Source organism: Variovorax sp. 350MFTsu5.1 (assembly GCF_048302515.1).
GTDB lineage: Bacteria > Pseudomonadota > Gammaproteobacteria > Burkholderiales > Burkholderiaceae_C > Variovorax > Variovorax guangxiensis.
Genome location: NZ_CP157620.1, coordinates 3,864,414 through 3,878,640 on the forward strand (window position 1 = coordinate 3,864,414; position 14,227 = coordinate 3,878,640).

A 14,227-nucleotide genomic window follows, 5' to 3' on the forward strand; every position below is an offset into this window, starting at 1 on the left:
TTCGCTTCGGTGAGAACGTGCCGGCAAAGACCTTCAGGAAGCCTTAAGTTAATCAATCGTTTGATTTCGTGCGTGGTGTAATGCCGGTCATGAACGCGAGAGATCCGATCACCCAGGCACCTCGCCGCGCACCGCGCGCAGACGGCGCCGAGGCACGCCACCGGCTGCTCCACACTGCCTTGCGGCTGTTCGCGCAGAAGGGCTTCGCCAAGACTTCCACGCGCGAGATCGCCCGCGAGGCCGAGGTCAACATCTCGGCCATCAGCTACTACTTCGGCGACAAGGAGGGGCTCTATGCGGCCACCTTCAGCGAGCCGATGGGCGGCGACTCCAGCGACCTCGTCGCCGCCTGCAACGTCCCCGGCCAACCGCTCGAAGCCACGCTGCGCATGTGCATGGTGTCGATGATCGATCCGCTCAAGCAGGGCGAGATCGTGCGGCAGTGCATCCAGCTGCACATGCGCGAGATGCTGGAGCCCACGAGCCGCTGGGCCGAGGAGCTGGAGCGCGACATCAAGGGCCCGCACCGTGCCATCGCCGAGCTGCTGTGCCGCCACCTGAAGGTGGATCGGCCCGACGACGACATCCACCGCCTGACATTTGCGATCACCGGGCTGTCGATGCAGCTCTACGTGAGCCAGGATTTCATCGAGGCCATCCGCCCTTCGCTGCTGCGCACGCCGCGCGCCATCGACGCCTGGGCCGACCGCCTCACGGGCTATGCGCTGGCGCTGGTCGAGGCCGAGGCGGCGCGCCGCCGTGCCGAGAGAAAGCAGAAGAAACAATGAGAAAACTCCGATTCAAACTGACGGCCGCCGTGTGCCTCGGCATCGGCCTCTCCGGTTGCTCGCTCACGCGCCCGCCCGCGCAGGTCGAGGCGCCCGTGCCCACGCAATGGCACGCCCCCCTGCCCCATGGCGGCTCGCTGGCCTCGTTGGCGAACTGGTGGAGCCAGCTCGACGATCCGTTGCTGGTCGAACTCATCGCCGCCGCCGAGGCCGCGAGCCCGAACGTCGCGAGCGCCGCCGCGCGTGTGGCCGAGGCGCGCTTCACGCGCGTGCAGGCCGGCGCGGCGCTGCTGCCCAGCCTGGACGGCACCGCGTCGGCGAGCCGCGGGCCGGTGGGGCTTTCGAGCGGCGGCTCGGGCACGAGCAGCGGTGGCGGTAGCAGCGGCAGCAGTCTTTCGTCCAGCACGCCGATCACCACGCTGCAGGCAGGCCTGCAATCGAAATGGGAGATCGACCTGTTCGGCCGCCTGCGCGCCGACCGCGACGCCGCCGAGGCAAAGCAGAGCAGCGCCAACGCCAAGTGGCACGACGCCCGCGTGGCGGTGGCGGCAGAGACGGCCAACGCCTATTTCGCCGAGCGCGCATGCCAGCAGCAGCTGCGCGTGTCCGAATCGGATGCACGCTCGCGCGCCGAGACCTCGCGGCTCACCGACTTGTCCGCCAAGGCCGGCTTCACCGCGCCCGCCGATGCGGCGCTCGCCCGCGCCAGCGCTTCCGACGCCTCGGGCCGGCTCACGCAGCAGCGCGCCCAGTGCGCGGTGCAGCGCAAGGCGCTGGTCTCGCTCAGCGGCATCGACGAAACGACGCTCGAGCAGAAGCTCGCGGCCGCGCCGGCACAGCGCCCGCTGCCCGCCGTGGGCAGCATCGCCAGCGTGCCGGCCGAGGCGATCTCGCAGCGCCCCGACGTGTACGCGGCCGAGCTGGGCGTGGCATCGGCCAGCGCCGACGTGGGCTCGGCCGAGGCGGAGCGCTATCCCAAGCTCACGGTGTCGGGCTCGATCGGCCGCTCGCAGTACCGCGTGAGCGGCGTGCACCAGTCGCTCGAAACCTGGACGGTGGGGCCGATCTCGCTGACCGTGCCGCTGCTCGACGGCGGCTCTCGCAAGGCCAATGCCGATGCAGCCAAGGCGCGCTATGCCGAGGCCGTGTCGCTCTACCGCGCCAATGTGCGGCAGGCGGTGCGCGAGGTCGAGGAGGCGCTGGTCAACCTCGACGCCACCAACGCCCGCACCACCGACGCGGACGCCGCAGTGAAGAACTACCAGGCCTCCTTCGATGCCACGCAGGCACGCTACAGCAGCGGCCTCGCGAGCCTGTTCGAGCTGGAGGATTCGCGCCGCACGCTGTTCTCGGCGCAGACCGCGCGCGTCTCGCTGCAGCGCGAGCGCACCGAGGCATGGGTGGCGCTGTACCGCTCGATGGGCGGCGGCTGGAATCGACAGACAGCCCAGGGCCCCTCTTCCGAATCGTCCTCAATGACCGCATCCCCGGCCGCCAAGGTCGCGACGTCGCCATGAAAACAATGAAGCGTTCCACTCTCGCCATTGCGCTGATCGCGCTGGTCGTCGCCATCGCGGCGATCTTCTTCATGATGGGCGGCAAGCCCTCGGACAAGGCCGGCGATCACGCCGCGGCTGCCAAGGGCAAGGACGGCGCCGCGTCGCCCAGGCCCGCGCTGACAGTCACCGTGGCAAGGCCCGAAGCCACCGAGCTGATGCTCACGCTCGCGGCCAACGGCAACGTGGCCGCGTGGCAGGAGGCCGTGGTCGGCTCCGAGTCCAACGGCCTGAAGCTGGCCGAAGTGCGCGTGAACGTGGGCGATACGGTGAAGAAGGGCCAGGTGCTCGCGGTGTTCTCGCCCGAGACGGTGCAGGCCGACATCGCGCAGGCTCGCGCCTCTCTGGCCGAGGCCCGCGCCACCGCGGCCGATGCCGCCGGCAACGCCGCGCGCGCGCGCACGCTGCAGGCCACGGGCGCGCTGAGCCAGCAGCAGATCAACCAGTACCAGACCACCGAGCAGACCGCCAGGGCGCGCGTGGAGGCGGCCGAGGCCGTGCTGGCCGCGCAGCAGGTACGCGGGCGCAACACGCAGGTGCTGGCGCCCGACGACGGCGTGATCTCGGCGCGCACGGCCACCGTGGGCAGCGTGGTCGCGGCAGGCACCGAGCTGTTCCGGCTGATCCGCCAGGGCCGCCTCGAATGGCGCGCCGAGGTGACCTCGGCCGAGCTCAGCCGTGTCTCGGTCGGCACCACCGCCTTCGTGGTCAGCGCCAGCGGCGCGCAGGTGCGCGGCAAGGTGCGCAGCATCGCGCCCACGGTCGATCCGCAGACGCGCGCGGCGCTGGTGTATGTCGACCTGCCCAACGTGCAGCAGAACACCGGCGTCAAGGCCGGCATGTTCGCGCGCGGCGACTTCGAGCTGGGCCGCAGCACGGCGCCGACGGTGCCGCAGGCCGCCGTGGTGCCGCGCGACGGCTTCAACAACGTGTTCATCCTGAAGCCCGACAACAAGGTGTCGCAGCTGAAGGTGCAGGTCGGCCGGCGCCTGAACGACCGCATCGAGATCACGAGCGCGCTGCCCGACGGCGCCCGGATCGTGGTGCAGGGCGCAGGCTTCCTCAACGACGGCGACCTGGTGCGCGTGGTCGATGCGCCCGCACCCTCTTCGTCCGCCGCCGCCCAGCCCCCCAAGCCGGCCGCATCCGCCGCCGCGGCGAAGTAAGCAATGCAAAGGACACGCCCATGAACGTTTCCGCCTGGTCCATACGCAACCCGATTCCGGCGGTGATGCTGTTCGTGCTGCTCACCTTCGGGGGACTGCTGTCGTTCAACGCGATGAAGGTGCAGAACTTTCCGGACATCGACCTGCCGACCGTGACGGTCTCGGCCTCGCTGCCCGGCGCCGCGCCTTCGCAGCTGGAGACCGACGTCGCGCGCAAGCTCGAGAACTCCATCGCCACGGTGCAGGGCCTGAAGCACATCACCACCAAGGTGCAGGACGGCGCCGCCACGCTGATCGTCGAGTTCCGTCTCGAGAAGCCGGTGCAGGAGGCCGTGGACGACGTGCGCTCCGCGGTGCAGCGCGTGCGCGCCGACCTGCCGGCCGACGTGCGCGACCCTGTGGTCACCAAGCTCGACTTCGCGGCGCAGCCGGTGCTGGCCTTCACCATCGCCTCTTCGGCCATGGACGCCGAGGCGCTGAGCTGGTACGTCGACAACGACGTCACCAAGAAGCTGCTCGCGCTGCCCGGCGTGGGCGCGGTGAACCGCGTGGGTGGCGTCACGCGCCAGGTGCACATCGATCTCGACCCGTCCAGGCTGCAGGCGCTGGGCGCCTCGGCAGCCGACATCTCTCGCCAGCTGCGCCAGGTGCAGACCGAGAGCGCGGGCGGCCGCTTCGACCTGGGCGGCAGCGAGCAGCCGGTGCGCACCATGGCCACGGTGAAGTCGGCCGACCAGCTCGCCGACATGCAGATCGTGCTGAGCGACGGCCGCCGCATCCGCCTGGACCAGGTGGCGCGCGTGAGCGACACCATCGCCGAGCCGCGCGCGGCCGCGTTGCTCAACGGCAAGCCGGTGGTCGGCTTCGAGGTGGCACGCAGCCGCGGCGCCAGCGAAGTCGAGGTGGGCCACGCGGTGATGAAGGCGCTGGACGACATGCGCGCCGCGCGCCCCGACATCGAGCTGACCGAGGCCTTCAACTTCGTCGATCCGGTGGAAGAGGAATACAACGGCTCGCTGCACCTGCTGTACGAGGGCGCCATCCTCGCGGTGGTGGTGGTGTGGCTCTTCCTGCGCGACTGGCGCGCCACCTTCGTCTCGGCCATCGCGCTGCCGATGTCGGTGATTCCGGCCTTCATCGGCATGCACCTGCTGGGCTTCTCGGTGAACGTGATCTCGCTGCTGGCGCTGTCGCTGGTGGTCGGCATATTGGTGGACGACGCCATCGTGGAGGTCGAGAACATCGTGCGCCACCTGCGCATGGGCAAGACGCCCTACCAGGCGGCGATGGAGGCGGCCGACGAGATCGGGCTGGCGGTGATCGCCACCACCTTCACGCTGATCGCGGTGTTCCTGCCCACCGCCTTCATGAGCGGCGTGGCCGGCAAGTTCTTCAAGCAGTTCGGCTGGACGGCGTCGCTGGCGGTGTTCGCCTCGCTGGTGGTCGCGCGGGTGCTCACGCCGATGATGGCGGCCTACATGCTCAAACCCGTGGTCGGTGCCGAGAAGGAGCCGGGCTGGCTGCGCTGGTACATGCGCGCGGTGGAGTGGAGCACTCACAACCGCTTCAAGACGATGGTGCTGGCCACCCTCTTCTTCTTCGGCTCGCTGGCGATGATCCCGCTGCTCAAGACGGGCTTCATTCCGCCCGACGACAACTCGCAGACGCAGATCTACCTGTCGCTGCCGCCTGGCTCCACGCTGGCGCAGACCACGGCCGCGGCGGAAGAAACGCGCAACCGCGTGATGAAGATCCGGCACGTGAAGAGCGTCTACACCACGGTGGCCGGTGGCAGCGCGGGCGGCGACCCCTTCGCGAACTTCGGCACGCCCGAGACGCGCAAGGCCACGCTCACCATCAAGCTCGACCCGCGCGGCGACCGGCCGCGCAAGCAGGTGATCGAGAACGAGATCCGCGCGGCGCTCGAAACCCTGCCCGGCGTGCGCAGCACGGTGGGCCTGGGCGGCTCGGGCGAGAAATACATCCTGGCGCTCACGGGCGAGGACCCGGTGGCGCTGTCGAGTGCGGCGAGCGCGGTCGAGAAGGACCTGCGCACCATCCCCGGCCTGGGCAACATCACCTCCACCGCGAGCCTGATCCGCCCCGAGATCGCCGTGCGCCCCGACTTCGCGCGCGCCGCCGACCTGGGCGTGACCAGCGCCGCCATCGCCGAGACGCTGCGCGTGGCCACGCTGGGCGACTACGACCAGTCGCTGGCCAAGCTCAACCTCGCGCAGCGGCAGGTGCCCATCGTGGTGAAGCTGGAAGACTCGGCCCGCAAGGACATCGACCTGCTCGGGCGCCTGTCGGTGCCGGGCACGCGTGGGCCGGTCATGCTGAACCAGGTGGCCTCGCTGAGCATGGAAGGTGGCCCGGCCGTCATCGACCGCTACGACCGCTCGCGCAACGTGAACTTCGAGATCGAGCTCTCCGGCGTCGGCCTGGGCGACGCGAAGGACGCAGTGCAGAAGCTGCCCTCGATCCAGAAACTGCCGCCGGGCGTGCGCATCGCCGAAGTGGGCGACGCCGAAGTCATGACCGAGCTGTTCGCCAGCTTCGGCCTGGCCATGCTCACCGGCGTGCTGTGCATCTACATCGTGCTTGTGCTGCTGTTCAAGGACTTCCTGCACCCGGTGACCATCCTGTGCGCGCTGCCGCTCGCGCTGGGCGGCGCCTTCGTGGGCCTGCTGATCGGGCAGAAGGCGCTGTCGATGCCCTCGCTGATCGGCCTGATCATGCTGATGGGCATCGCGACGAAGAACTCCATTCTTCTGGTGGAATACGCCATCGTGGCGCGCCGCGACCACGGCATGAACCGCTGGGACGCCCTGCGCGACGCCTGCCACAAGCGCGCCCGCCCCATCATCATGACCACGCTGGCCATGGGCGCGGGCATGCTGCCCATCGCGGTCGGCTTCGGCGCGGCCGACTCCAGCTTCCGCTCGCCGATGGCGATGGCGGTGATCGGCGGCCTCATCACCTCCACCGTGCTGAGCCTGCTGGTGGTGCCTGCAGTCTTCACCTACATCGACGACATCGAGCACTGGATCAAGCGCACCGTGCGCAAGCTGCGCGGGCAGCCGGCGGACCCGCACATCGACGACGATCTGGTCGAAACGCCTGCGCCTGGGCGGTAAGCGGAACCTTCCGGCACAAACAAAAAAGCTGCGGCAAATGCCGCAGCTTTTTTTGGCCTGACCCCGGACGGGCCCGGGAAGAATCAGGCGTCCATCTGCGCCAGCTTCGCCAGCTTGCGTTCGCTCATGCGCTTTGCCAGGCGCGGGAGGATGAGCACGGCCACCACGATGACGATCAGCACGATCGACATCGGGCGCTGGAAGAACACCGCCGCGCTGCCCTCGCCGATCGACATGGCGTTGCGCAGCTGCGCTTCGGCCAGCGGGCCGAGGATCATGCCGACCACCACGGGAGCGGTCGGGAAGTCGAAGCGGCGCATCACCACGCCCAGGATGCCGATGGCGTACAGCAGGAACAGGTCGAAAGCGCTCTGGCGCATGCCGTAGGCACCCACCGTCGCGAAGATCAGGATGCCGGCGTAGAGCTGGGGCTTCGGAATCTTCAGCAGCTTGACCCACAGGCCGACCATCGGCAGGTTCAGCACCAGCAGCATCACGTTGCCGATGTAGAGCGACGCGATCAGCGCCCACACCAGAGCCGCCGAGGTGGTGAAGAGCTGCGGACCCGGCTGGATGCCGTAGTTCTGGAACGCGCCCAGCAGGATGGCGGTGGTGTTCGAGGTGGGGATGCCCAGCGTGAGCAGCGGGATCAGCGCGGCCGTCACCGTGGCGTTGTTGGCGGCCTCGGGGCCGGCCACGCCTTCGATGGCGCCGGAGGTGCCGAACTCGGCCTTGGCTTCCGCGTCCTTGGCCAGCTTCTTCTCGGTGGCGTAGCTCAGGAAGGTCGGGATCTCCGTGCCGCCGGCCGGAATGCAGCCGAAGGGCGTGCCGATGGCGGTGCCGCGCAGCCAGGCAGGAATGGAGCGCTTCCAGTCGCGCTTGGTCATGTGCACGCGGCTGAGCTTGTTCTGGCCCTCGACCACGCGGCCTTCGTACAGCACGGCGTACAGCACCTCGGCCACGGCGAACAGGCCCACGGCCACCAGCACGATCTCGATGCCGTCGAGCAGTTCGGGAATGCCGCCGGTATAGCGGCCCTGGCCCGAGATCTGGTCGAGGCCGATGCAGCCGGCCGCGAGGCCGACGAACAGCGCCGTCATGCCGCGCAGCGTGCTCTTGCCGAGCACCGCGCTCACGGTGGTGAAGGCCAGCAGCATCAGCAGGAAGTATTCCGGCGGGCCGAGCTTGACGGCGAAGTCGGCCACGAAGGGCGCGAACAGCGTGACGACGACGGTGGCAATGGTGCCGGCCACGAAGGAGCCGATGGCCGCCGTGGCGAGCGCCGCGCCTGCCCGGCCGCTCTTGGCCATCTTGTTGCCCTCCATCGCCGTCACCATGCTGGCGGTCTCGCCGGGCGTGTTCAGCAGGATGGAAGTGGTCGAGCCGCCGTACATGGCGCCGTAGTAGATGCCCGAGAAGAAGATCATCGAGGCCGTGATGTCGACCTTGCCGGTGATCGGCAGCAGCATGGCCACCGCCACCGCAGGGCCGATGCCGGGCAGCACGCCGACGGCCGTGCCCAGCGCACAGCCGACCAGGCACCAGAGGAGATTGACGGGGGTGATGGCGGCTGCGAAGCCGGCCATCAAGGCGTTGAAGATTTCCATGTCAGATCCACCCGGTGTTGGTGAGGCCAGGCAGGTTGATGGCCAGGAATTGCGTGAACATCCAGAACACGGGAGCGGAGATCACGGCGCCGGTGACCAGGTCGATGAGCCAGGTGCGCGGCGAATTGACACCGGCCTGCCCGCTCGCGCGGCGCAGCCCCTGCACGGCCAGCAGGTAGCACAGCGTGCAGCTCAGGATGAAGCCCAGCGTGGTGATGAGCGCCGCATTGAGCAGCAGCCCCGCCGACACCCAGATGAAGCCGGGCCAGTAGGCGTGCTCGGCGCCCGAGGGGGCATCGAGCTCGCGGAAGCCGCCGGTGCGCGCCTCCCAGAGGATCCAGGCGCCGCACAGCGTGAGCACCACGGACACCAGCCAGGGCAGGAAATTGGGGCCGACGCCGCCGTAGCCGGCGTCGGAAGAAATGCCGATGGCGCCGAAGGCCAGCGCCACGCCGGTCAGCAGCACGCCGGCGCCGACCAGGGTTTGCGGCCACGTGGCCGCGGGTTGCGGCGGGGCCGAGGAGTCTGGAGTTGTCATTTTTTCTCCCGGGAATGTGGAGCTGGATTTGAAAACGGCACGCTGTCGTCTCTTGCGAGGACAGCGCGCCGTGGGGCGGGCCAGTAGCAGTGCAAGCGCCGCGGGGTCAGACCATGCCGGACTTCGTCATGATGGCCCGCAGGCTCGCGAAGTCGTCGTCGACGAACTTGGCGAAGGCATCGCCCGAGAGTACGGCCGGGGTCCAGTCGTTCTTCTTGAGCGATTCGGCCCACGAGGAGCTCTTCATGGCGGCCAGCACCATGTCGGTCAGTGCCTTGCGCTGCTCGGCCGAGATGCCGGGGGCACCGTAGACGCCGCGCCAGTTGCCGATTTCCACGTCGATGCCCTGCTCCTTCAGCGTGGGCACGTTCACGCCCGGCAGGCGCTGGGCCGAGGTGACGGCGATGGGCTTCATCTTGCCGGCGGCGATGTATTCGGCGAACTCGCTGTAGCCGCTGCCGCCGACGGTGACGTTGCCGCCCAGGATGGCGGCGGTGGCCTCGCCGCCCCCGCGGAAGGCGACGTAGTTGATCTTGGACGGGTCGGCGCCGACCTTCTGCGCGATCATGGCCGCGGCGATGTGCTCGGTGGAGCCGCGCGAACCGCCGCCCCACTTGACGCTGCCCGGATCCTTCTTGAGCTGCTCGACCACGTCCTTCATGGTCTTGAACGGCGAGTTGGCCGGCAGCACGAACACGTTGTATTCGGTGGTCAGGCGCGCGATGGGCGTGGCCTGCGACAGGTTGACCGGCGGCTTGCCGGTGATGATGCCGCCCAGCATGACCGAGCCCATGACCATCAGCGCGTTGGCGTCGCCCTTGGAGCCGTTGACGAACTGGGCCAGGCCCAGCGCGCCGGCGGCGCCGCCCTTGTTGTCGTAGGTGACGGTGTCGGCCACCTTGGCGTCGGTCAGCGCCTTGCCCAGGGCACGGCCGGTGGTGTCCCAGCCGCCGCCCGGGTTGGCCGGGATCATCATCTTGACGTTGGCGGCCGCGCGAGCCGACAGTGGCAGGGCTCCGACGGCGGCCATGGCGGCCAGTGACTTCAGAAAGGTGTCGCGACGCATGCTGGGGTCTCCTGATTGGAAGGAACTTGAAAGGAAGCTGACTTGTAGCTGAGCGCTATCATGCGCCGCCCCGCTGTCAGTTGGCTGTCCGCCAGACTGGGGAAAACACCAAAGTACGCCCTCCCGACGCCAACGTATGAAGCTGCTGCTGGTCGAAGACGACCCCACGATGCAAATCACCCTGCAGCGCACCCTGGGACGCCGCCGCATCGACGTGCGCGTGTGCGGCGACGGCGCCGAGGCCGTCACGCAGTGGCGCGCCATCGAGCCCGACGTGGTCGCCCTCGACCTGAGCCTGCCCAACCTCGACGGCCTGCAGGTGCTGGCCCAGGCCCGCGCCGAGGGCCTGCGCACGCCGGTGCTGCTGCTGACGGCGCGCGGCACGGTGGGCGACCGCATCGTCGGCCTGAACGCCGGCGCCGACGACTACCTGCCCAAGCCCTTCGACCTCGACGAGCTGGAAGCCCGCATCCGCGCGCTGCGCCGGCGCAGCCACGGCGTTGCCGGACAGGACGCGGGGCTGAACCCGCAGGAGATCGGTGGGCTGCGCTTCGAGCCCGACAACGGCGCCATCTACAACCGCGCCGAGCTGCTCGAGCTCACCCCACGCGAACTGGCCCTGCTGAAGGCGCTGATGATGAAGCCCGGCCACGCCGTGACCAAGGAGCGCCTCTTCGAGCTGGTGTTTCCGGGCGAGACCGACGTGCAGTACGAGGCCATCGAGGTGGTGGTGTACCGGCTGCGCAAGAAGCTGGTGGGCACCGGCGCCGTGCTGATGACGATGCGCGGGCTCGGCTACCTACTGCGACCCGAGGCATGACCCGCATCTCCTCGCTTCGCGCGCGGCTGCTGCTCGGCATCCTCGCGCCGGTGGCGGTGTTCATCGTGATCAACAGCGTGAGCCTGTACCGCCAGAGCCTGGCGGCCGCCACCACGGCCTACGACCGCACGCTGCTGGCGTCGGCCAAGACCATCGGCGAGCAGCTCGACGTGGAGGGCTATGACGACATGGCGCGGCTGCGCGCCATCGTGCCCTATTCCGCGCTGGAGGCCTTCGAGGCCGACAACCGCAGCCGGCTCTTCTACCGGGTCTCGGCGCTCGACGGCGAGATGATCTCGGGCTTTGCCGAGCTGCCCTTCTGGCACGGCCGCATTCCGGACCGGGGCGCGTATTCGGCGCTGGTCGACTTCTACGACGCGCAATTCCGCAACCAGCCGGTGCGCGTGGCGGTGCTGCTGCAGCCGGTGGCCAGCGCCACCGGCCGCGGCATGGCCGTGGTGCAGGTGGCCGAGACGCTGGAGCTGCGCGAAACGCTGGTGCGCAAGCTTCTCATCGACACGCTGTGGCGCCAGCTGCTGCTGATGGGTGTGATCGCGCTGGTGACCGTGTTCGTGGTGCAGCGCGCCACGCGGCCGGTTCGCGAGCTGGGCGAAGCCATCGAGCGGCGCCAGGCCGACGACCTCTCGCCCATCGACGCGCCCGACGCCCCGCGCGAATTGCGCCCGCTGATCGATGCCACCACCCAGGTCATGGGCCGGCTGCAGCGGCTGCTGGACCACCAGAAGCGCTTCGTGCGCGACAGCGCCCACCAGCTGCGAACGCCGCTGGCGGTGCTCAAGGCGCAGGTGCAGTCCGCCCAGCGCGGCGATGTGGCGCCCGGGCAGGCGCTGGACGAGATCAGCGGCACCGTCGACCGCGCGACCATGCTGGCCAACCAGATGCTGTCGCTCGCCAAGGTGGAACAACTGCGCCAGCAGCCGGAATCGGTGACGCTGGACTTCGGCGAGGTGGCGCGCAACATCGCGCTCGACCTCTCGCCGCTGGTGGCCGACAAGGCGCTCGACTTCGAGCTCGCCATCGACGAGCCCGTGCCGGTGCGCGCCCACCAGTGGATGCTGCAGGAGCTCACGCGCAACCTGCTGCACAACGCGATCAAGCAGAGCCCGCCGGGCGCCGCGCTGTCGGTGGCGGTGCGCCCCGAAGGCGCCGACGCGGTGCTGGTGGTGCGAGACGGCGGCCCCGGCATCTCGCCCGAGCTGCGCCAGCGCCTCTTCGCGCCCTTCGCGGCGGGCAGCACCTCCAGCGGATCGGGGCTGGGGCTGGCGATCTGCCGCGAGATCGTGCTGGCGCTGGGCGGGCGCATCAGCCTGGACAACCGCACCGCCCCCGACGGCAGCGGACGGGTCGTCGGGCTGGACGCCGTCGTGCACCTTCCGCTCGCGTCGCCGCAGAAGGCGCTGTCGCGGCAAAATGCCTGACCTCCACTCCTCGACTTTCATGGACCGTCTGCGCATCGACAAATGGCTCTGGGCCGCCCGCTTCTTCAAGACGCGCTCGCTGGCCGCGGAGGAAATCGGCAAGAACCGCGTGCAGGTGAACGGAGACATCGCCAAGGCCTCGCGCGAAGTGAAGGCGGGCGACACCGTCGCCATGCGAATGGGCCCGCTGACACGGACGGTGACGGTGCGCGGCCTCAGCGGCCAGCGCGGGCCGGCGCCGGTGGCGCAGCAGCTCTATGAAGAAACAGCCGAGAGCCTGGCGGCGCAGGCCGCCTTTCGCGAGATGCGCCGCGCGGGCATCGAGCCGGCCCTGGCCATCGAACAGGGCCGCCCCACCAAGCGCGACCGGCGCGAACTCGACGGCGCGGTGCGCCGGCATGCCGAATGGGACAACCGCTGGAGCGCATCGCTGCCCGCGGACGACGAGGAGTCCTGACCGATCGCTTACGCTGTGGGCTTCGTTGTTCTTCACCACGGAGTCCCGCTACATGGCCAGCTTCAAGAAATACCGCGTAGGCGGCAAGTTCAAGCTCTCCCACATCGACCCCGACGACACACCCTTCTGCGAGGGCGACGAGAACGCGCAGCGCACCGAGCTCGATGCCCTCGCCGTGGAACTCGACGAGCTGCAGGACCTGCTGAACGCCGAGGGCAAGCGCAAGCTGCTGCTGGTGCTGCAGGGCATGGACACCAGCGGCAAGGACGGCACCGTGCGCTGGGTGTTCTCGCGCACCTCGCCGCTGGGCGTGCGCGTGACGGCCTTCAAGGCCCCCACCGTGGACGAACGCGCGCGCGACTACCTCTGGCGCTGCCACGCGGTGGTGCCGCGCACCGGCGAAATCATGGTGTGGAACCGCAGCCACTACGAGGACGTGCTGGTGCCCGTGGTCGAGGGATGGATCGACAAGGCCGAGGCGAAGCGCCGCTACGCGCAGATCAAAGACTTCGAACGCCTGCTCACCGAAACCGGCACAGTGGTGGTCAAGTGCATGCTGCACATCGACAAGGACGAGCAGCGCGAGCGCCTGCAGGCGCGCATCGACACGCCCGGCAAGCAATGGAAGTTCAGCATGGACGACCTGGAGGTGCGCACCAAGTGGAGCGCCTACCAGCAGGCCTACCAGAACGCGCTGGTCGCCACCTCGACCGATCACGCACCGTGGCACGTGGTGCCCGCCAACAGCAAGCGTCACCGCAACGTGATGATCGCGCAGCTGCTGGTGAAGACGATGCGGCAGATGAAGCTCAAGCCGCCGCCGCCGGATCCTGCCCTCAAGGGAATGATCGTCAAGTAGGAAGAAAAACGGGCCCGCATCGCGGGCCCGTCTCTTCATCAAGCCGCAGGATTTCAGGACCGGCGCATTGCCGCCTGCGCCAGCACGCGGCACTTGCCGAACTCGCAGCGCACCGCCCAGGTTCCGCCGTTGTCGCAAGGCACGTTGTAGGTTTCGTAGCCGGGACCCTTGGCCGTGAGCTCGGCGCGCGGCTGCAGGTTGCAGCGGCCGGCCTTGGCCAGCGTTTCGACGTTGTAGGTGTCGACGCCGGTGCGGCGCGGCTTGACGATCACGCCCGGGTCGAAGGTGTTGCCGTAGAAGGTGTCGCGCACGTTCGGGTCGAGGTTGCGGTAACCGCGCTTGGCCATGCAATGCACGATGGCGATCTGCTGGTGCTCGGCGATCAGCTCCGAGCTGGGGCGGCCGTTCCAGTCGATGATGGCCGCGGTGATGCCGGTGTACGAAGCCGCGGCGACGATGCCCTGCCCGTGCACGGTGATCAGGCCCAGGCCCAGCGCGCCCCACATGGCGTCGCCGGTTTCGCTGCGTGCGGTGATGCGGTTGGCGGCGGTGCGGCACTCGGCCACGTCGTTGTCGTAGCGCACCTTGTCCACGCCTTCCATGGCCACCATCGGCACATAGGAGGTGCCCCTGCCCGTTCCGGGTTCGGTGGGGGTGGTCGGAGCGCTGGCGCAACCGGCCAGGGCCACGGCGGCAAACGCAATGCTCAGCAACAGCTTCATGCAATCCCTCGTCTTCTTCGCGATAGTTGCGCGGATTTAACCATACATATAGTTACTCTTGAATCGTCTTGT

General features: G+C 69.0%; 12 protein-coding genes. 8 read left to right on the plus strand and 4 right to left on the minus strand.

The annotated features are described in order from the left end of the window. The first annotated feature begins 89 nt into the window (after nt 1-89). From ABL843_RS17570 to ABL843_RS17585, 4 genes are read left to right on the plus strand one after another with little or no spacing between them, the layout of a single operon-like run. Nucleotides 90-788 (plus strand): TetR/AcrR family transcriptional regulator, encoded by a 699-nt coding sequence (locus ABL843_RS17570; RefSeq protein ID WP_240650744.1) that lies wholly within the window; start codon nt 90-92, stop codon nt 786-788. Further along, nucleotides 785-2,305: an efflux transporter outer membrane subunit gene (locus tag ABL843_RS17575; RefSeq protein ID WP_184637378.1), complete on the plus strand. Its 1,521-nt coding sequence runs from the start codon at nt 785-787 to the stop codon at nt 2,303-2,305. The genes ABL843_RS17570 and ABL843_RS17575 overlap by 4 nt, the downstream gene beginning before the upstream one ends. Continuing rightward, the gene (locus ABL843_RS17580; protein WP_369661977.1) at nt 2,302-3,510 is read left to right on the plus strand and encodes an efflux RND transporter periplasmic adaptor subunit; all 1,209 of its coding nucleotides are present in this window, start codon (nt 2,302-2,304) and stop codon (nt 3,508-3,510) included. The genes ABL843_RS17575 and ABL843_RS17580 overlap by 4 nt, the downstream gene beginning before the upstream one ends. A 20-nt stretch (nt 3,511-3,530) precedes the next feature. After that, entirely contained in the window at nt 3,531-6,647 is a 3,117-nt protein-coding gene (locus ABL843_RS17585) for an efflux RND transporter permease subunit (protein WP_184637374.1), read from the plus strand. 83 nt (nt 6,648-6,730) lie between these two features. On the opposite strand, the gene ABL843_RS17590 is transcribed toward ABL843_RS17585, so the two are convergent. From ABL843_RS17590 to ABL843_RS17600, 3 genes are all read right to left on the minus strand, one after another. Then, nucleotides 6,731-8,254 (minus strand): tripartite tricarboxylate transporter permease, encoded by a 1,524-nt coding sequence (locus ABL843_RS17590; RefSeq protein WP_126023886.1) that lies wholly within the window; start codon nt 8,252-8,254, stop codon nt 6,731-6,733. 1 nt (nt 8,255) lies between these two features. Further along, nucleotides 8,256-8,792 carry a tripartite tricarboxylate transporter TctB family protein gene (locus tag ABL843_RS17595; protein ID WP_126023885.1) on the minus strand — a complete coding sequence of 179 codons (537 nt, stop codon included), beginning with the start codon at nt 8,790-8,792 and terminating at the stop codon, nt 8,256-8,258. Between the two features lie 106 nt (nt 8,793-8,898). Further along, a complete protein-coding gene (locus tag ABL843_RS17600) occupies nt 8,899-9,858 on the minus strand; it encodes a Bug family tripartite tricarboxylate transporter substrate binding protein (protein ID WP_126023884.1) in 960 nt (319 codons plus the stop codon). Nucleotides 9,859-9,994: 136 nt separating this feature from the next. Between ABL843_RS17600 and ABL843_RS17605 the strand changes: the two genes are divergently transcribed. The 4 genes from ABL843_RS17605 to ABL843_RS17620 are packed head-to-tail and all read left to right on the plus strand — an operon-like array spanning nt 9,995 to nt 13,433. Continuing rightward, on the plus strand, nt 9,995-10,678 hold the full coding sequence (locus ABL843_RS17605) for a response regulator transcription factor (protein ID WP_126023883.1): 684 nt from the start codon (nt 9,995-9,997) through the stop codon (nt 10,676-10,678). Beyond that, a complete protein-coding gene (locus ABL843_RS17610) occupies nt 10,675-12,117 on the plus strand; it encodes a sensor histidine kinase (RefSeq protein ID WP_369661975.1) in 1,443 nt (480 codons plus the stop codon). The genes ABL843_RS17605 and ABL843_RS17610 overlap by 4 nt, the downstream gene beginning before the upstream one ends. A 19-nt stretch (nt 12,118-12,136) precedes the next feature. After that, entirely contained in the window at nt 12,137-12,574 is a 438-nt protein-coding gene (locus ABL843_RS17615; RefSeq protein ID WP_418116677.1) for an RNA-binding S4 domain-containing protein, read from the plus strand. A gap of 52 nt (nt 12,575-12,626) precedes the next feature. Continuing rightward, the gene (locus ABL843_RS17620; protein WP_418116678.1) at nt 12,627-13,433 is read left to right on the plus strand and encodes a PPK2 family polyphosphate kinase; all 807 of its coding nucleotides are present in this window, start codon (nt 12,627-12,629) and stop codon (nt 13,431-13,433) included. A 53-nt stretch (nt 13,434-13,486) separates the two neighbouring features. On the opposite strand, the gene ABL843_RS17625 is transcribed toward ABL843_RS17620, so the two are convergent. After that, a complete protein-coding gene (locus ABL843_RS17625) occupies nt 13,487-14,155 on the minus strand; it encodes a hypothetical protein (RefSeq protein WP_126023879.1) in 669 nt (222 codons plus the stop codon). Nucleotides 14,156-14,227 lie beyond the last annotated feature (72 nt).